The 18,338-nt window shown below is 60.6% G+C and carries 21 protein-coding genes and 1 pseudogene; 12 read left to right on the top strand and 10 right to left on the bottom strand.

Annotated features, from left to right (window positions below):
- Positions 1-178: 178 nt before the first annotated feature.
- Positions 179-601, bottom strand: coding sequence for a helix-turn-helix domain-containing protein (locus J3489_RS16715; RefSeq protein WP_206999806.1), 423 nt, complete (start codon positions 599-601; stop codon positions 179-181).
- Between the two features lie 357 nt (positions 602-958).
- On the opposite strand from J3489_RS16715, the gene mnmE reads away from it, so the two are divergent.
- From mnmE to J3489_RS16740, 5 genes are all read left to right on the top strand, one after another.
- The gene (gene mnmE / locus J3489_RS16720; protein WP_206999808.1) at positions 959-2,359 is read left to right on the top strand and encodes a tRNA uridine-5-carboxymethylaminomethyl(34) synthesis GTPase MnmE; all 1,401 of its coding nucleotides are present in this window, start codon (positions 959-961) and stop codon (positions 2,357-2,359) included.
- Positions 2,360-2,524: 165 nt separating this feature from the next.
- Positions 2,525-3,757, top strand: a complete 1,233-nt coding sequence (locus J3489_RS16725; RefSeq protein ID WP_206999810.1) for a tyrosine-type recombinase/integrase — start codon at positions 2,525-2,527, stop codon at positions 3,755-3,757.
- A gap of 257 nt (positions 3,758-4,014) precedes the next feature.
- Positions 4,015-5,064 (top strand): Fic family protein, encoded by a 1,050-nt coding sequence (locus tag J3489_RS16730; protein WP_242540077.1) that lies wholly within the window; start codon positions 4,015-4,017, stop codon positions 5,062-5,064.
- 573 nt (positions 5,065-5,637) lie between these two features.
- A complete protein-coding gene (locus J3489_RS16735) occupies positions 5,638-5,856 on the top strand; it encodes a hypothetical protein (protein WP_206999813.1) in 219 nt (72 codons plus the stop codon).
- 317 nt (positions 5,857-6,173) lie between these two features.
- Complete coding sequence (locus J3489_RS16740) at positions 6,174-6,548, top strand: phage protein NinX family protein (protein WP_206999814.1); 375 nt, start codon at positions 6,174-6,176, stop codon at positions 6,546-6,548.
- A 266-nt stretch (positions 6,549-6,814) separates the two neighbouring features.
- Here the strand turns inward: J3489_RS16740 and J3489_RS16745 are convergent, their stop codons facing one another.
- Positions 6,815-7,309, bottom strand: a complete 495-nt coding sequence (locus tag J3489_RS16745; RefSeq protein WP_206999815.1) for a universal stress protein — start codon at positions 7,307-7,309, stop codon at positions 6,815-6,817.
- A 228-nt stretch (positions 7,310-7,537) separates the two neighbouring features.
- Between J3489_RS16745 and J3489_RS16750 the strand changes: the two genes are divergently transcribed.
- Positions 7,538-7,960 (top strand): ACT domain-containing protein, encoded by a 423-nt coding sequence (locus J3489_RS16750; protein WP_206999816.1) that lies wholly within the window; start codon positions 7,538-7,540, stop codon positions 7,958-7,960.
- Positions 7,961-8,405: 445 nt separating this feature from the next.
- Here the strand turns inward: J3489_RS16750 and J3489_RS16755 are convergent, their stop codons facing one another.
- Entirely contained in the window at positions 8,406-8,546 is a 141-nt protein-coding gene (locus tag J3489_RS16755; protein ID WP_206999817.1) for a hypothetical protein, read from the bottom strand.
- A gap of 395 nt (positions 8,547-8,941) precedes the next feature.
- Between J3489_RS16755 and J3489_RS16760 the strand changes: the two genes are divergently transcribed.
- From J3489_RS16760 to J3489_RS16785, 6 genes are all read left to right on the top strand, one after another.
- Complete coding sequence (locus J3489_RS16760) at positions 8,942-9,673, top strand: hypothetical protein (protein WP_206999818.1); 732 nt, start codon at positions 8,942-8,944, stop codon at positions 9,671-9,673.
- A 129-nt stretch (positions 9,674-9,802) separates the two neighbouring features.
- On the top strand, positions 9,803-10,027 hold the full coding sequence (locus J3489_RS16765) for a hypothetical protein (RefSeq protein ID WP_206999819.1): 225 nt from the start codon (positions 9,803-9,805) through the stop codon (positions 10,025-10,027).
- A gap of 10 nt (positions 10,028-10,037) precedes the next feature.
- The gene (locus tag J3489_RS38840) at positions 10,038-10,478 is read left to right on the top strand and encodes a TIGR04255 family protein (RefSeq protein ID WP_206999820.1); all 441 of its coding nucleotides are present in this window, start codon (positions 10,038-10,040) and stop codon (positions 10,476-10,478) included.
- Positions 10,479-10,504: 26 nt separating this feature from the next.
- Positions 10,505-10,783: a hypothetical protein gene (locus J3489_RS16775; RefSeq protein ID WP_206999822.1), complete on the top strand. Its 279-nt coding sequence runs from the start codon at positions 10,505-10,507 to the stop codon at positions 10,781-10,783.
- Positions 10,780-11,250: a hypothetical protein gene (locus J3489_RS16780; RefSeq protein WP_206999823.1), complete on the top strand. Its 471-nt coding sequence runs from the start codon at positions 10,780-10,782 to the stop codon at positions 11,248-11,250. Before J3489_RS16775 ends, J3489_RS16780 begins: the two co-directional genes overlap by 4 nt.
- 61 nt (positions 11,251-11,311) lie before the next feature.
- Entirely contained in the window at positions 11,312-11,674 is a 363-nt protein-coding gene (locus tag J3489_RS16785; RefSeq protein ID WP_206999825.1) for a hypothetical protein, read from the top strand.
- Positions 11,675-11,891: 217 nt separating this feature from the next.
- On the opposite strand, the pseudogene J3489_RS16790 reads toward J3489_RS16785, so the two are convergent.
- From J3489_RS16790 to J3489_RS16820, 7 genes and pseudogenes are all read right to left on the bottom strand, one after another.
- Positions 11,892-12,098, bottom strand: a pseudogene (locus J3489_RS16790) (biotin synthase BioB); the annotation flags it as partial.
- A gap of 24 nt (positions 12,099-12,122) precedes the next feature.
- Positions 12,123-13,502 (bottom strand): purine-cytosine permease family protein, encoded by a 1,380-nt coding sequence (locus tag J3489_RS16795; protein ID WP_206999827.1) that lies wholly within the window; start codon positions 13,500-13,502, stop codon positions 12,123-12,125.
- A gap of 219 nt (positions 13,503-13,721) precedes the next feature.
- Positions 13,722-14,717, bottom strand: a complete 996-nt coding sequence (locus J3489_RS16800; protein WP_206999829.1) for a 5-oxoprolinase subunit C family protein — start codon at positions 14,715-14,717, stop codon at positions 13,722-13,724.
- Complete coding sequence (locus tag J3489_RS16805) at positions 14,707-15,582, bottom strand: 5-oxoprolinase subunit B family protein (RefSeq protein ID WP_206999831.1); 876 nt, start codon at positions 15,580-15,582, stop codon at positions 14,707-14,709. Before J3489_RS16805 ends, J3489_RS16800 begins: the two co-directional genes overlap by 11 nt.
- Positions 15,579-17,051 (bottom strand): acetyl-CoA carboxylase biotin carboxylase subunit, encoded by a 1,473-nt coding sequence (locus tag J3489_RS16810; protein WP_206999833.1) that lies wholly within the window; start codon positions 17,049-17,051, stop codon positions 15,579-15,581. Before J3489_RS16810 ends, J3489_RS16805 begins: the two co-directional genes overlap by 4 nt.
- Before the next feature lie 5 nt (positions 17,052-17,056).
- On the bottom strand, positions 17,057-17,299 hold the full coding sequence (locus J3489_RS16815; protein ID WP_206999835.1) for an acetyl-CoA carboxylase: 243 nt from the start codon (positions 17,297-17,299) through the stop codon (positions 17,057-17,059).
- A 25-nt stretch (positions 17,300-17,324) separates the two neighbouring features.
- Positions 17,325-18,101 (bottom strand): 5-oxoprolinase subunit PxpA, encoded by a 777-nt coding sequence (locus tag J3489_RS16820; RefSeq protein WP_206999837.1) that lies wholly within the window; start codon positions 18,099-18,101, stop codon positions 17,325-17,327.
- Between the last annotated feature and the right edge of the window lie 237 nt (positions 18,102-18,338).

The following is an 18,338-nucleotide window of genomic DNA, read 5'->3' on the forward strand; positions in this document are numbered from 1 at the left end:
GATATTTTGGTCTCCGCCCTTCAATCAGCCTTGCCCCGCCTAGAAGTCCATCAACACGCCAAGTGAAGGGCTGGGGTTTTCGCCGGGCGGTTTTTTTGTTGGGGTGATCGGTTTTTGTCGTGGCGGGGCCCGGCGTTATTGAGCTGCCTCCCGGCAGACAGCCAAGCCCTCGACGAATCTAGCGATCGGCCCCATCCCCGTAGAACTGCTCGATCAGCTCCTGAACCAGATAGCGGTGATGCGGCGACAGCGCTTCGATCTTCGACGCCAGCTCGATCGTCTCCGGCGTCAGCGGATACTTTTCGTCGCGCGGGAGGGGCTTGGGCGTCGTGCGGGCGGCCGCGCTCGGCGGCGGCCCGTAGTGCAGCCAATGGAGATCGACACGCAGCCAATCGGCCAGCGTGGCGAGCTTGTCGGCAGTTGGGATCGTGCGGCCGGTCAGCCACTTGTGCGCGGTCTGCGGGGAAATCGGGTTGTCCCCGTGATGGCGCAGATTGAAGTGCAAGGCAAGCTCAGTCCCGCCCGAGACTTTCTCGGGGCTGCGCAGCAGCGCGAACTTGAGGCGCTCGGAGAACGCCATTTTTTCTTCGACGGTTGGCATCACAAAATTGTGCAGTTCAGCCAGCGCCAAGGAGACAACCAATTAAGCTACATTTAGCTGATATAGGCATATTTTTAGCTGAGATACGCCGCGCAAGACGGTAATCTTCGATAGCCATCGAGGTAGCACAAGTGTCTACTTATCAAGCATATTCGACCGTTTATAGTCTCAACGTGGGCGGCCGATCTTAAGAACAATCTTATCTTATGCAAGATAAATAGCCCATCGCCCGGACGACCGTTTCGCCCCCGCACGGCACGTCGAAGCCGGGCAACCGGCGCGCTACAATGCGCTGCGTTTTCAGCAAGCTCGCAAGCCTTCGCCTGTCACCTTCGCCCACTGCAGTCTTTCTCCACCATGCTCGCTACCGACTCCGATCCGATCGTCGCCATTGCCACCGCCCCCGGACGGGGAGGCATCGGCGTCGTGCGGGTGTCGTTCGGCCGCGCCGGGGAGGCTGCTGCCCAATCGCTGATGCTGGCGCTATGCGGCCAGCCGCTCGCGCCGCGTCACGCGAGCTACGTGCCGTTCGTCGACGGCGGCGGCAACGCGCTCGACCGCGGCATCGCGCTGTACTTCCCGGCGCCGCACTCGTACACAGGCGAATACGTGCTCGAACTGCAGGGTCACGGCGGGCCGATCGTGATGCAGTTGCTCCTGCAACGCTGCGTCGACGCCGGGCGCCGCTTCGATCTGCGGCTCGCCGAGCCCGGCGAATTCACGCGTCGTGCGTTCCTGAACGACAAACTCGACCTGGCGCAAGCCGAAGCCGTCGCCGATCTGATCGAAGCCAGCACGGAGGCCGCCGCACGCTCGGCCGGACGTTCGCTCGAAGGCGCGTTTTCGCGCGATATCCATGCGCTCGTCGAAGACGTCATCACGCTGCGCATGCTCGTCGAAGCGACGCTCGACTTCCCCGAAGAAGAGATCGACTTTCTCGAAGCCGCCGACGCGCGCGGCAAGCTCACGCATATCCGCGGAAGGCTCGAACAGGTGCTCGGCGACGCGCGACAAGGGGCGTTGCTGCGCGAGGGGTTGTCGGTGGTGCTCGCGGGGCAGCCGAACGTCGGCAAATCGTCGCTGTTGAACGCGCTCGCGGGCGCCGAGCTGGCGATCGTCACGCCGATCGCCGGCACGACGCGCGACAAAGTCTCGCAAACCATCCAGATCGAGGGCATCCCCCTGCACGTGGTCGATACGGCGGGCCTGCGCGAAACGGAAGACGAGGTCGAGAAGATCGGCATCGCGCGCACATGGAGCGAGATCGAGCGCGCGGACGTGGTGCTGCATTTGCTCGACGCGCGCGTCGGCTCCACGACCGAGGACGGCGTGATCGCGGCGCGTTTTCCGTCTGGCGTGCCTGTCGTGCGCGTGCTGAACAAGACCGATTTGACGGATCTCGCGCCGACGGTCACGCGTCTTTCCGATGCGAGCGATGACGATGTCTGCGAAGTGCGCCTGTCGGCAAAAAAGGGCGAAGGAATCGAGTTGTTGCGCGAGCAGTTGCTGCGGATCGCCGGATGGCAGGCCGGTGCGGAAAGCGTCTATCTCGCGCGCGAGCGGCACCTGATTGCGCTGCGCGCTGCGCAGGATCACCTCGCGCTCGCGGCTCAGCACGCGAATCAGAACGCACAGGCGCTCGATTTGTTCGCCGAGGAATTACGGCTCGCTCAAGAGCAATTGAATTCGATTACCGGGGAATTCACGTCGGACGATTTGCTCGGGGTGATTTTCAGCCGGTTTTGTATTGGCAAGTAATCTGTTGTCCAGGGTTGTCCACTGATGTCCGGGAATCTCCCGCAAACCCTTGCCAGAATTGGATTTTACTGCTGCTGCTGACCAAGAATGCCTCTTGACTGCCATCTCCTGATGGTACACATTTAGGTACACACGGACGTTGTATCCCAGCTGGTGTGTACCAACATGCCCAAAACTGTCGTCCCGCTGAATGACACTCGCATCAAGGCGCTCAAGGCCAATGCGGCGCGTTACCGTATTTCGGACGGTGGCGGTCTCGTGCTTGAGATCATGACGTCGGGATCGAAGGTCTGGCGCTACCGGTACACGCTGCACGGCGAGCGGCAGCCGATGGTGACGATCGGGGATTATCCGTCGATCACCCTGCAGGAGGCCCGCGAGAAGGCCCGGAGGTATGCCGAGATCGTCGCCAAGGGTGTTTCCCCGGTGACGGATGCCAAGAAAGACCGCGGAGCCGTGAAGCGCTTCGATACGCTCAAGGAGTTCGGCGATGATTGGTACACAAGCCAAGTGCAGCCGATGTCGGCCGAATACGCGCGCACGATCAAGCGGGCACTGGAGAAGGATATCTATCCAGCGGTCGGTAACAAACCCCTGCCCGAAGTGACGCCGGGCGACGTGTTGATGATCTGCGATCGGATCAAGGCACGCGGTGCTCCCAAGATGGCGCTTTCGACCCGCAACGTCATCAAACGGCTGTTCGAATATGCGATCGCGCGCCAGTTTGCCACGACAAACCCGGCGCATGCCGTTGTTGCCCGTTTCGTCGCTACGCATGACAGTCGCACGCGCGTCCTTTCACCTGACGAGATTGGTACGGTGTTGCGTGCCGTCTATGCGTCGGACATCCGCCGCGCGCTGAAACTGGCGATCCACCTGCTGATCCTGACAATGGTTCGAAAGTCCGAGTTAGTCGAGGCGCGGTGGTCAGAGTTCGATCTGGACGTCGGCATCTGGCGCATCCCCGCCGACCGGATGAAGAAGGACAAGGAGCATTGGGTCTACCTGTCCGCGCAGGCCGTTACCATGTTCCGCGAGCTCCACGTGCAGATCGGCAACCACGAATACGTATTCCCATCAACGCGTGGTCTTGACAACAAGCCGATCGCGAAAAGCACGCTCAATCAGGCCGTGCGCTCGCTGAGCCTGGACGTTCAGCACTTCGTTCTGCATGACTTTCGTCGTACCGCGTCGACGCACCTGCACGAAATGGGCATGTCGTCTGATGCGATCGAGAAGGCGATTGCGCACTCGATTAAGGGCATCAAGGGTGTCTATAACCGCGCCGAATACGCCGAGGAGCGCCGGAAGATCCTGCAGCTTTGGGCTGATTTTGTGGAGACACAGGTCGAGGAGGAGCGGAAGGTCGTGATCGGTAACTTTGGAGCGACCGGGTAGCGATGTGGCGAAACGATGCGCTGGACAGCGAGTCACTACCAAACTTTTCGACCCAAAAGTTTAGTAAGCTAAACTTTTACTAATATTTCTTTAGCCCCCCCTAACCCTGTTAAACATTAGCGAGCCAAACCTTAGCTATGACGGATCGAACTGCCGGCACGTACGTCGAGGGTTCTCTGGCAGCGGAGCGCTATAAAGCCTTCGTACCCCACCCGCTGCCACCCGACCCCGCGGTCGCCATTGACTCCGAGATGTTCATGCTCCTCGAGAGCGCAAACCGTGCTCTCGGCAGGCTCGATGGCTTGGCGTCGCTGTTTCCAGACCCGGACTTGTTTATCTACTTCTACGTTCGGAAGGAGGCGCTGCTTTCGAGCCAGATTGAAGGTACGCAATCTTCATTGTCGGATCTGCTGCTGTTCGAGAACGAGGAAGTACCAGGCGTCCCGCTCGATGACGTCCAAGAGGTGTCGTGCTACGTGGCCGCGATGAATTATGGGCTGGAACGCCTCCGCGGAGGTTTTCCCATGTCGCTCCGACTGCTACGGGAAATACACGGGAAACTGCTGGACAACGGGCGAGGTGCTGAAAAGGATCCGGGCGAGTTCAGGCGGCACCAAAACTGGATTGGCGGAAGCCGGCCGAGTCTGGCAATGTTTGTGCCGCCTCCTCCCGACCGTCTCCAGCAATGTTTGGGCGAGTTCGAGCGTTTCCTGCACGAAGATCCACCGTCCGTACCGTTGTTAGTGAAGGCTGCCATGGCGCACGCTCAATTCGAAACGATCCATCCATTCTTGGACGGTAATGGTCGCTTGGGGCGATTGCTCATTGCTCTTCTGCTGTGTGCAGACGATGCGATGTCTCAGCCGATCCTCTATTTCAGCTTGTACTTCAAAGCCAATCGCGACGAGTACTACCAGCGACTCCAACTCGTACGGGAAAAGGCCGACTGGGAAGGTTGGATCAAGTTTTTCCTGCAGGGCGTCAAGGAAACATCCGAACAAGCTGCAGCGGCCGGCCGGCGCATACTCGCCATCTTCGACGAGGACCGAAAGCAGATCGATCAGTTGGGTCGCGCGAGCGGGTCTGCCATGCGCTTGTTTCAAACGCTTCAACGCAAGCCGATGCTGACGATCCCGAGTGCTGCCGACAAGCTGCAACTGTCCCAGCCTGCGGTTACGGCAGCATTCGCGAATCTCGTGCAACTGAATATTGCGAACGAGGTTACTGGGCGCCAGCGCGGCCGCGTGTTTGTGTATGAGAGATATCTCGCAGAACTCGCTCAGGGTACTGAACCGATTGCGAGATGATGCTCGTCGAGTGCGGACTCATCGTCGCGTAACGGTGAGCGGTGGGACTACTACGCCGCCCTTCCAATGCCGCTCTTAGATGATGTGTGATGGCGACTGTCGCTGGGCTGTTGCTTCTGGCGCCCAAAACCGGCGATTGCCTATCCTGCAATCATTCGTTTTTCGTGCCGTTTGCTAGACGTCAGCGAAATCGGTGCGTCACCAGAATCAATTGCGTGCGAATGCGCGCATACAGAATACGCAACGTTCGCAAATGATGTGTGCACGGTGCGCGTACCGAGTACGCGGAGCATGCCCCTCCTGTGCGTGACTTCTACCGCCTCAAGTCGAATGTAGCGCGATAGCGCAGAGTGATCCGTGCGCAGTCTGCTTGAATGGCAGTGAACCACGGTGCACAACCCTGAGCAGCCAAGGAAAAGAATTGCGCGAACCGCAGTTACAAGACGCTCTTGTATGCGATACCAGCACACGACCGCGTACGCGCTTCGGCGTGACGGGAGTGGATCGATCGGGCGCCGAAGCTCGAAGACCTGCCTCAGGCGGCGAAGCGCATTGCAGGAGCAGCAGGCGAACATGTCGAACGCGCTTTCGGCGCTCGGCATTTCGAGCCAGGCCGCCGCAATGACCTCAATCATCGCCGTGATGGTGACCGTGGTGACCACCCTCATACCCGCCGTAGTACCCCCCACCGTAGTAGCCGTCGTATGGCCAGACGACGCAACCGCTCAGAAGCATAGCAGCAGCGATAAGCAACAAAAGGGCTCTCATAGTGTTCATTCCGGTCAGGGCTGATTCGCCGCAAGAATACAGACAGCCTCCAGTGGCGACTGGAAGAAATCGTTTCACAACCTGCGAGGCAAGAGACGCGCGATGAATTGACGAACCGGACATCGTGCCGGCGCGTGGCGGCTGGTGGACAGCAATCAGCCACTCATACGGCTGCGCGTTCGGATCGCGCAGGAAGTGCTACGCGTGGGAGAGATTGACGACGCGCCGAAGGATCGCCAGGATGCGAACGTGCGCTCATACGCCCGAAGTCAGGAGGCTGTCGCATACGAACATGAAGGCCGCCTGAAGCGGCGCATGCGATACACATAGCGGAGGTAGTGATGCTCGTCGACGAACTGGAGGGTGCGCTGCTCGACTACTGGGTAGCGCGCGCAAGCGGCCTGTCCAACCCGAGGATCGAGGATGGCATGTGCTGGGTTGAGTACGCAGGCTGCGAAGGCGAGCCGTCTAGTGCAGTAGACGCGGCTTTTGCCCCATCGACGGATTGGGCTGACGCTGGTCCAATCCTCGAGCGTGAAGATTATTGCCTGCCTCGAGTCAACACAAATGTCGGCGCACTGCACCATGGCGGTTATGCAGCATCCACACCGGCTGGTTTTTGCTTCTATGGCAAAACCCCGCTGATCGCCGCCATGCGGACTTACGTTGCAGACAAGTTCGGCGAGGAAGTGCCTGACGAGGCGAGGGAGGGATGATGAACAGCGACAAATCGCCGTACACCGAGCCTGCTGATCTTGTGGTCGGAGAATTTTATTGGGTGATGCCGGCCTTGGTCCTGACACTGATGCGGAGTGGGAGGGCGAGAAACAGCCCGCTCGCTTCGCCGGGACGTCTGCGAGCGGGGAACTGTTATGGAATTGTCTCGGCATCATCGGCGAATCCGATTGGCCTATGCGCTGGATGGGCGAGCATCATCTGCTTCACTGGACGCATCGCCGGCATTGAGTTCGCGCGGCGCTTGTCACTCGCCCGACGACGCCCCGGACTGGACCGCGCGCGGCGTGCCGGCATGCACCGACGGCCGGACGACGAGCACGGGCACTTTGCTGTGTGTCAGAACCTTCTGCGTTTCGCTGCCGATCAATAGCGCGCGCACCCCTGCGCGACCGTGCGATGCCATGACGATGAGGTCGCAGTTACGTTCGGCGGCTACGCTAACGATGGCTTCGTAGGGATGGGCCTGGGTCGTCGCGATCGTTTCGCATTCGACGCCGGCCTCCGAGGCCGCTTTCGCGATTGCTCCGAGGTAGTCATCGGCATGCTGCTGGGCGATTTCCAGGAAGCGCTCCTCGGTATCCTCGAGCATTTCCGGGCTGTACACGAAGTGCCGATACTCCGGCATGACATGAAGCCCAGTCAGTTTGGCTTTGCACTCGCCGGCAAGCGTCACGGCCATCCGGATGGCAGCGTCGGACAGTGCCGATCCGTCGGTGGGCACCAGCAGATGCTTGAACATGAGCTTCCCCGCGCTTGCACGGCGCTCTTAGGCGCGGCGACGCGTCTGCGAGTCCGGCTTCGACGCGCCGGGCGCTGCAGCGACGTGCATAGAGGAATTTAAGTCCAGAGCGCACGAATTGCCAAGCCGACGGGACTGCGCGTGCCGTGGGCATGCGCTGCTCGGCTTGCTCGCGGACCGCCTGTGACCTAGATTTTTATTCGGGTGCGACAGCCGAGAGAGGGTGCCATGGATCTGCAAGTGGAACGTGTCGACGTCTGGGCTGCGACGATCCCGGACCAGCCGGGGAGCCTTGCCCAAGTGCTGAGCGTCCTGCGCGACGCCGGCGCCGATCTGAAATTCGTCGTCGCCCGGCGAACGCGGGAAGGCGCGGGCGAGGGGATCGTGTTCGTCGCGCCGTTGCAAGGCGACCGCGAAACCCGTGCGGCCGCCCAGGTGGGTTTCAACGTCACGCCGAGCCTTCGCGCTCTGCGAGTGACGGGCAAAGACCGCCCGGGCGTTCTCGCCGAGTTGACCCAGAAGCTTGCCGAAGGAGGGCTCAATCTCCGCGGCGCCACGGCCGCCGTACTCGGGACCGAGTTCGTTGCCTATATGGCACTCGACTCGCTAAGCGACGCCGATCGCGCTATGGAAATACTGCAGAAGGCCTGAATCGGGCCCTCGCTTTACCTGCCTGATTGTTGTGGATAACGGCGCGTCGCGACTATGGCGCAGCGAAGGCTGGTCCCCCGACAGGAGTCACACAACGGACTGAAAGCCAGTACTGTATTGGGTGCTGGCTCAGCACGCCACTCATGTACCCCACCATTTACCCCAACTCGTGAACACAAGGGAATGGGGACAAATCAACAGCTTCAGCAAGGCATCGCGCAGATCCAACAGAATGCGGTGAACGCGGGCCAGGGCACCGACTCGAGCATCGTCGCGCAGTGCTTTCGGAATTTCAGCAGCAAATCAAGACGCAGCTCGAATCGGCTCAGCTTCAACAGCAGCATGCGAACATGTCGAACGCGCTGAATGCGCTCAGCATGGCGAACTCGGCAGCGAGACGCGTCGAAATCCGCTTGATGGCCTCGCACCGATCGGCGCTGAACATTTAGCGGCGCCGACCGTCGAGGTCCATGTAATCGGTCAGGCCATAGCTTGCGGGGATCGTCGCAGCCTCGAGCTTCGGCAGATGCCGCACGACTTTATCGCGCACCTTAGCGCACTCGCCGCAGATTTCGACGTTGGCCATACCCGGGCCGCGTCACACACAAATTGGAAGGTGCGGTAACACACACTTCGCACCACAGAGCCGTCTCAATATTGAAAGTGGATAGCCTAGCGTTTATGGGATATCGGCTTTCGTGGGTTTTGGAAACGTCAGACCCGAAACCCCTTGTTGCCGTGAGGTGTGTAATGAAGCTAACAAAGATGTTTTCACGCTCGAGGGAGGCAGAGGCGAAGTCTGCCGAGGTGCCGAGGTATGCCGTCGGAGACTCGGAATTCTGCAAACAAGTCTATCTTCTACGGGAAATTAGATCTTTCCTTCTCTTTAATGGCATCGCATTTGATTCTTCAGTCTGTCGTACTTTGAAGATCCCGGACCTTTGCGCTTACTACTTTGACGTAAAGTCCAGACGCCCGGAGATGAAAGAATTTGAGGATCTCGATGCAGCATTAAATTATTCATTCTCGCTGCTTAATGAGTCAATGCGCAGGAAGTTCTTGCTAACACAGTTCCCACCGTGGGTCCTACTACTAGCGGTGGCTTGCTTAGGCGGATTGTTGCTCTCGCTAGATGCGTATGCTTCGGGCGGAACACCCTCTCCACTTTCTCGACTTCTCCATTTCCCATTAGATTCCAAAGTGACTGTGGAACCCTATGCTCTCTGGCTTACGTCCATGGGAGCTCTAGGTTCGATCGCCTTTATTTCCATGAATCTGCTGGCGGTGCAGAATGACATTACATTTGACATGACAAGCTCCAGAATGATCCTTGTTCGAATCATTATTGGCTGCACTTTTGGGTTAGTTCTGTCATTTCCGTTTGGGTACAAAGAATTTATATCTTTTGCGGATACGATTGCGTTGCATAAATTGGGCGACGCTAAAGATACCTCAACGACCACAGCCTTTCAACAAGCGCTGTTTCTGCTGCTTCCGTTCGTGCTAGGTTTCAGCACAAGTTTGGTGATACTTTTCATTAATCGCCTCATTCAAGGGATTCAAACGATTTTTGGCTGGCAGCACGTTTCAACCGAACGCGTTCCGCCTAAGCGGAAAAGTGTGGATGTCGGGGCGGCGGTCTCTCGCCCCTCTCAACTTACTAATTTTCGTCGTGATCCAGCGAGACGAGGGGGCCGATCGAGGCGGAACTAGTGCGGGCAAGTTGATGGCGGTCACGGAGGTTGACGCGCTTGAACGCCGGGCGTCGCGCGGCGCAGCGTAAAGGAGCGCGCCCAGCGTGCCGATATCGAGGGCGGGGCCACACAACGGGGACAGGCTCCCGTGCCGCGCACCAACGCCGTGGAGACGAAAAAGCTTCAACTCACCGTCGACGTGGCGACGGACTATCTCATTGGTGAAATTGCGCAATTGGGGTTGCATGGGACCTCGAAATCCGAGGTCGCGTGCTCCATCATCAGGATGTGGCTTTGGGACAATCAGGCGAAGTTGCGCGAGAACGGCATTAGCTTGCGCGGCAACGTCTCGACGGGACCATCGGATTCGTAAGGGACACTCGGTGGCGCGTTACAGGCACCTTTCGAAACCCCCCGCTAAGGAAGCGCTCGTTGACCTCCGGTTCGAGTCACCAGTGGCGCTGGACGCGATCGACCGCTTCGTGGATTCCGTTTCGGATTCCTACGGCAAAAAGATGGACCTGTGGGAGGCAGTTTTTGGCCTGGACGCGGACGGGCGAACTGCTACGCAGGCAGGTCCCAATGTGACTGGTCGCAGGCTTGAGTCAGCGCACGGGTTATACGTATTGCAATGCCGAACGTCAGGCTTCACATTGAGTAGGCTGTCACCATACGGTGAGTGGAAAGAGCTGAGGGAGGAGGCGAGGCGGCTGTGGGAGAGTTTTCGCGGAGTCGTTGAGCCAGTTACCGTCACGCGGATTGCCGTTCGCTACTCAACGAGCTCTCGTTACCGCTACCGTTTGGTGACTTCGAAGAGTATCTGACTTGCCCGCCAAGAGTCCCCCCGCCGTTGCCGCAGGCGGTGAGCGGATTTCTGACCAGGGTTATCGTTCCGGACGAAACTGCGAAATGCACCTCTGTTGTCACACAGGCCTTCGAGGGGCCACCGTCCGAAAGTCCATCCGGTTCGTCGATCATGGTGATTCTCGACATCGACGTCTTCCGTGTGACCCGGATAGACGACCTCGCAGCGGACGACATTTGGTCCGGGCTTGATGTTTTAAGAGATCAAAAAAATCGGATGTTCTTTGAGCACCTGACCGAAAAAACCGTGGAGATGTACGAATGAGCACACCCGCATTCGGCCGCTGCAACGGCTACCTCTCTGGCTCCGGCTCTCCACCAGCTGGTGAAGTCGGACGCAAGTTGATTCGGCAAGCGTTCAACGCCGTTGACGACCTGAAGGCGGGCGGGGCCGCGCGTACCTCTTGGGTGTTCAATGACCTGCAAGCGCTGGCGCAAGAGCACGAACTCAATTTTCGGCAAGCCAAGGTGATGGTGGTGGCGCAGCGTTTTTTGTTGGCACTCCCGGGAACGGTGCCCGCGCCGGAGTTGTCCATCGACGGTGACGGCGAAGCGTCATTCGACTGGCGGGGGCCGCGTGGGGAGCTGCTGACAATTGCACTGCGCGAGGACGGCAGGCTTTCTTATGCCTCGCGCATGTCACCGTTTGATAAAGACCACGGCACGAAGCGGTTTGTCGATGTGATTCCTAAAAGCATTATCGACCTGGTTCATCAAGTCACCGCCGGCTAAGGAAATCGACTTTGTTACTGCCGATGGCAGCGCCGCCCGCTTCGTATTTAAAAAGCGGGACTTGTTTGCCGACGGCACACCAAAGCCCAAAGCCTTTGAGCCGGAATGGCACCCCACCCTGGCGCGGTATGAAACGTCCGTTTGCGGATTAAATGGTGTTTCTGAAGACCGTTTGTGGCATCTCGGCCGCACGGTTCGGGCCAGTGCAAATCTGACGGCGATAGCCGCACTTGAAATCCCAGTACCGCAAATCACCGCTGCAGATCTGCGGTGCGAGGCTGCGCCCGAGATTGATTACGACGGGCACGGTGTAATCCTTGGCTGGGCTGCGGATCGAGACGCGAAGGACGAGCGTCTGGCAGCGCAGCAGGAGCTCGTTGCGGCTGTCTCCCAAGTCAAACGGCCTGGATCGACTGACGCCTGACGCCCACCGGCCGGCCTGCCATCCCTCGGTTCTCAGCCATACGCTGTTTTTGGTACACAATTCGGTACACAAAATTCCTCGAAATCGTACCGCGCCTTATTCCACAATCCTTTGCTGGCAGTCGCTAGGTTCTGTATTGAAATAAGCAGGTCACGCTGCACAGGTTCCCGATTCGGTGCGTCCGTATATCGGGCGGCGGCGCGTATCTGCCGTGGGGACCCATGCAGAAGCGCGTCGCGCCGTTGTCCTTCGCGGCGTGCGCGGCGGCCGCCAGCACCGCGTCGACTTCCATCAGCTTCCCGGCCTTCAGGCCCGTCTCGTGATGCGCCGATTGCAAGCCGTAGCCGCAATCCTCCTCGCAGCCGCCCGTCTTGATCGACAACAGCGTCGACAACTGGATGGCGTTCGCGTCGAAATGCTCGCGACGGGCGGGAATTGAGTCATTTTCTCAAGCCTCGTCGATTTGAGGGATGCGCGCCTCACGCACAAACCATGTCCGCTTTGCGGAAGCCAGCAACATTCCATAAGCTGCACACGAAACGATGAACGTAACGGGCGCGGAGAATGACGCAATGGTCCCGGACATACTGTTCAATGCCAGCCCCGCGAATGCACCCGCAAACCATGCGATAAGGCCTCCCGGGTTGAATGCCGGCACATGTGAGTCACGACATTCAATCTCGCTGCCGACCAACTTCTCATAACGGGTCGAGACTATGTGCGCGAGTGCAACACCCACCCATGCAACAACGAAGATGCCCTGGTAGGCGAGCGCCTGCAACAGCTTTGAGAATACGTCGGCGAGCATCAGCACATAGACGACAACGCCTACGACAATCGCCCAGGCGAATTTCGGTGCGCGTATCCGGGCAATCTTTTCAAAGAATGCCTGCATGTTAATCGTCGCAAGGTAGTAGTTCGCGGTATTGATCCGCGACTGCGTGACCCAGACGAACAGAAGTCCACCAAGACCCATCAGTTTCAGCAGTGCAAAGACGACTGACACCTCCGACAGCGCACCAAGGTTCGGAATCGTGCTGACAAGATAGATCCCCGCGGCACCATTGAGCAGGAAGGTAACGAGATAAAACGGCATGCCGAAATTGAACCGGCCGTGGTAACCGGCGTCTTCCTTTCGGCCAAAGCGTGCGTAGTCGAACGTGAACATCATCAAGACCCACACACCCATGTAATAGACGAAGCATTGCCACCAGCCGTCCGCCGGCGCCGCGCCTGACGGGCCGAAATCGAGCCAGGCGGCGTTGTAGCCATACTCATAGGTCGCAAGGCCGACTGCCGCCAGGAGACCGAGCAGATAGAACGGCAGCAACACGCCGTTGAATTTGTCGAGCCAATGCTGCACGCTGCCGAACACTAGCGGAACGCTGTAGCAGACGACAATCAATGCAGCCCATTTATAGTCGAGTGCAGGCATCAAATGATGCGCTGCCACCGCTATGACCGATCCCTCGAACACCGCATAGTAGATTGCAGTTGCAAAGAAGATCAGCGTCGCCAGTGCCGCACCCACGCTGCCGAACAACACGCGCGAGAAGAGCGCAACGGAGAGTCCCGTTCGAATCGCGTAGCGGCTGATAACCGAATTGATCACGCCGTACGACACCACCGACAGGACCATGCCGATCAGCGCATTTCGTGCACCATAAGTCAGTGCGAGCGTCGCGCCGACGACGATATAAAACACTGCGCTGCATACCGCCCACCAGGCCATGGTGAGCGGGAATGCCGGCATTCTGGACGCTGCCGGTATGGCGACCGTCGATAGATCCAGGTCGTCGCTCGCGGATTGCTGTGTCATGTTGCTCATGATGATGCCCCTCAACGACATTTAGCCTGCGAAGGACGTCTGTGCCGCGGCGTGACTTACCCGCAGGGTTGCCTCGACGCCCGGCCGGCAACCGGTCCTGCATGGAAAAGGCGTGCCTGTCCCCGCCGCCCAGCCGACGGCAGCGCGGAAAAACAGGAAGGGAATGGAGGACGAGCGGAACGCCTCTTCGTGCCGGAGGTCGATTCCGCCAGCCGTGGATCAAAGCCGCAGCACTTCGCGCAGCATCGCAACGCGACGCTGCGCCTGGCGTCTCGCAGCAAGCGCCTCGTCCATCGTGACGGACACGAAGCGCGCCTGATGGTTGGGCTGCATCTGCCCGATCAGATCCATGTCGGCGCTGATGACCGTGCCGATCGTGGCGTAGCCGCCGCCGGATACCGCGTCGCGATGCAGGATGATCGGCTCGAGTCCGGCCGGTACCTGGATCGAGCCAATCGGATAACAGGCGTCGACGATATTCGACGGATCGGCACCCGCGCCGAAAGGCTGTTCACGCTCACGGAATTTCAGTGCGCGGCCCTGCCGGTAGCGGTAGCCGATGCGGTCGGCTTCGGGCGCGACCACCCACGTGTCCTCGAAGAAGGTCGCAGCGGATTCGTCGGTCAGCCGGTGGTGGTACAGCCCCGCCAGCACCCGCAGTTCGACTTCACGCGCAAGCGGCGTGCGCAGCGTAGCCGGCAGCGCCGTTCCCTCCCGGACTGGGCGCTGAGCCTGCCCGACCGGCAGGCGATCACCCTTCTGCAAGCGCCGCCCCTCGTAGCCGCCAATCGCGCCGAGCGTGTAGGTCGACCGGCTGCCGAGCACCAACGGCACATCGACTCCGCCCGCCACCGCCAGATAGGCGCGCGCGCCGCTCTTCACGTAGTCGAACGTGAGCGTGCTGCCTGCGTGAATACGGAGCGCAACATTGCATGCGTGTGCGACGCCGTCGATTTTCGGAGCCATCTCGGCGCCCGTGACCGCGATTAGTGCGTCCACATGGAACAGCAGCTGCGGGCCAAGTAGCGTGCACTCGAGCACCGCTGCGTCCTCCGCATTGCCGACCAGGAGGTTTGCCGCACGCAGCGAAAATTGATCGAGCGCCCCGGAAGGCGGGATACCGACGTGGTAATAGCCCTGCCGCCCGATGTCTTGCACCGAAGTGGCCAGACCCGGTTTCACGACCTCGATGACGTCAAGCGAATCAGTCGACATCCAGCACCTCGACCAGAGAACGGTTGTATGCGTGCGGATCGCGCAGGAACGCATCGAGCGAAAAGCGCACCGGCCGCACGCGCAGCGAAAAGGTCCCGGCCTCGACGGCAGCGATGGCCTCGTCGTAGGTTTCACGGCTGATCGGCTTGAACTTCACGATGTCTCCCGGCCGGAAAAAGACCATGAACTCGCGCAGATAGTCGAGCCGCTGCGCCGGATCGAAAATCGGCGCAGGCGTCACGCCGAACATCTGGTATCCGCCCGCACCGCGAACCGAATAGATGCAGCCGAAACAGCCGCCGTGGCCCACGGTGAGCTTCGGCGTATCGGTGCGCGGTCTCAGGTATTTGGGCACCTGCAGTTGCTTGTCGCGTTCGACCATCTGGAACATGAACGGCAGGCCCGCGACGAAACCCACCATCGACACGAACCACGGCGAACCCGCATGCGCCGCGATGAACTCGTCGACGTCGCGCTTGCCGTTGATCCGCGCGGCGTACTCGAGGTCGGTCGAAGCCGGATCCTGATGGCGCTCCCGAAAGCGCATGAGCGTTTCGTGCGTCCACGGATCGTTGTAAAGCACCGGCACCTCGACGATGCGTGTGTCGATGTCAAGCTCCGCTTCCCCGACATCGGCCTCGATGCCTTTGAGCAAAGCCAGCAGTTCGTCGGGCGCTATGACATCAGGATCGTAGCGAACCTGGTAGGACGCATTGGCCGGGCAGATTTCGCTGATGCCCGGCACGTTGCGGCGCTGCAGTTCGCGGGTGATCGCTGTGCCCTTGAAAAACGCCTCCAGCGACATCGCCTCGCTGATCTCGACGAAGATGAACTCATCGCCGCCGAACGTATATCGGACTGTCATACTGCCTCCCCGATTCCGGAGGCGCGTGCCGCGGCCTCGCCCGACGCGGCGGATGCGTCCGCCGCCGTGTCGGACTGCGCGCGCCACACCTCCATCCATGCTTCCAGATAGTTGGTGTGATAGCGCCCCGCACGCACGTCGTCGTCGGCAAGCAGCGCCAGATGCAACGGCGCTGTTGTCTTGACGCCGCCGATGTGCAGTTCGCGCAGCGCACGGACGAGCCGCCCGATCGCGGCCGGCCGGCTTTCGTCGTGCACGATCAGCTTGGCGAGCAGCGAATCGTAGAACGGCGGCACGCTGTAGCCCGGATAAAGCAGTGAATCGATGCGCACGCCCGGCCCGGCCGGCCACACCAGCTCGTCGATGCGGCCGGGGTTCGGGCGGAAGTCCTGCCTCGGGTCTTCCGCATTGATCCGGCATTCGAGGGCCACGCCGCGCAGCACGATGTCGTCCTGCGTGAAGCGCAACGGCTCGCCGTCCGCGATCCGCAGGGTCTCCCGCACCAGGTCGATGCCGGTGATCGCCTCGGTCACCGGATGTTCAACCTGGATGCGTGTGTTCATTTCGATGAAGTAGAACTCGCCGCGCACCTCGTCGAACAGATATTCCAGCGTGCCTGCACTGCGATATCCGACCTGCCGGGCAAGGCTCGTCGCGGAGGCGCACAATGCGGCGCGCACTTCGGGCGTCAGCGACGGCGACGGCGCTTCCTCGAAAATCTTCTGGCGCCGCCGCTGCAGCGAGCACTCCCGCTCGAACAAGTGGACGACGTCGTTGCCGTCGCCGAGCACCTGCACCTCGATGTGCCGCGCGCGCGCAATGAAGCGCTCCAGATAGACGCCGCCGTCGCCGAATGCCGCCTGCGCCTCGCGCTGCGCAAGCGGTAGTTCGGCATCGAGTTGCATCGCATCGTGCGCGACGCGGATGCCGCGTCCGCCACCGCCCGCAGCCGCCTTGATCATGACCGGATAGCCAATGCGCGCGGCCACGTCGCGCGCCTCTTCGAGCGACCTGACGACGCCGTCGCTGCCGGGCACGGTCGGCACGTTCGCGCGCTGCGCGGTCTCTCTCGCGCGCGCCTTGTCGCCCATGGTCGCGATCACCTGCGACGAGGGTCCGACGAAGATCAGGTCCGCTGCCTCGACCTGCGCCGCAAAGCCGGCATTCTCCGACAGGAAGCCATAGCCCGGATGAATCGCGTCGGCCCCACACTGTTGCGCGGCCGCCAAAATCGCGGCCGGGTTGAGATAGCTCTTCGCCGCGTGCGACGCGCCGATAGGCACCGCCTCGTCGGCCATGCGCGCGGCGAGGCTATCGCGATCCGCGTCGCTGACCACGGCCACTGCGCGCATCCCCAGCTCCTGTACGGCGCGAATCACGCGCACAGCGATCTCGCCACGGTTCGCGACCAGGACGGTCCGGATACGCGCGGGGCGGTAGAACGAAAGTGTGGAATCTCCCGTACCCATCGCGCTTACTCCTCGACCCGCAGCAGAACCTGCCCCGCATCCACCGGCTCGCCGTCTTCGACGAGAATCTCGGTCACGCGGCCCGCCACGCCGGCTTCAATCTCCGTGAACTGTTTCATCACCTCCACGAGCCCCACCACAGCGCCGCTCTGGACCACCGATTCGGCCTCGACGTAATAATCGGCATCGGGCGACGGACGCCGATAGAACGTTCCCGGCAGGGGGCTGACGATATCGTGTAATGCCATCTGTGCATGCTCCTCGAATCTGATGTCAGACCGCAACCGGCAACGGCGCCGCGATGCGGATGTCGTGCCGCGTCAGCGCGTTGCGGGTCGCACCGACCAGTTGCAAGGCTCCCGGCGTGTCGCTGTGGATGCAGACCGAATCGAAGTCGATGTCGATGTCGTCCCCGTCGACGGTCGACACCCGGCCGTCGACGCACGCGCGCAGCACCTTGTCGGCAACCTGCTGCGGATCGAGCCGAGCCACGCGGCGAGTAAAAACGATCGAGCCGGTGCGGTCGTAGTCGCGGTCGGCGTAGAACTCGCGGATCACCGGCTGGCCGAACTCGCGGGCCACCCGGCAGGTCACCGACGACTCCATGCAAAAGAGCAGCAACGTCGGATCGAGCCGCTGCAGCGTCTCGACGAGCAGCCGCGACAACCCCTCGTCGCGCGCGGCGTGCATGTAGAGCGCCCCGTGCGGCTTCACGTGCTGCACGCTCACGCCGTGAAGGCGCGCGAACTCGCGCAGCGCGCCGAGCTGATACAGGATGTCGTTGACGAGCGCTTGCGGCGCCTCCCCAATGTGGCGGCGCCCGAACCCGGCGAGATCGCGAAAGCCTGGATGCGCGCCGATACCGACGCCCGCTTCTTTCGCCATCTGGACCGTGCGCGCCATGATGTTCGGATCGCCGGCGTGAAAACCGGTGGCGATATTCGCCGAACTGATGAGCGGCATGATCTCGTCGTCGACACCGTCACCAATCTTCCATGGGCCGAACCCTTCCCCCATATCGGAATTCAGGTCGACGCTGCGTTTCTTCATACTCGATATCTCCCGGATCAGGGGCCGGCGCACTGAGGAACGCACGCTGCGACCGTATGGAAACACAGATTAGCCGGGCGATCCTCGTCAAAATAGTTCGATTTTTGGATGGCTTGATATCTGTTTTATCGATATTTCCGCCCGGCGGACGGGCGTGCCTTGCCGGCCTCCAGCAAGCCGGCTGCCGCGTCATCAGGCGGCAACGTGCATGCCCCGATCAACTGATAAGATAATTCG

The sequence above is a fragment of the Trinickia mobilis genome (assembly GCF_017315705.1).
Lineage (GTDB): Bacteria > Pseudomonadota > Gammaproteobacteria > Burkholderiales > Burkholderiaceae > Trinickia_A > Trinickia_A mobilis.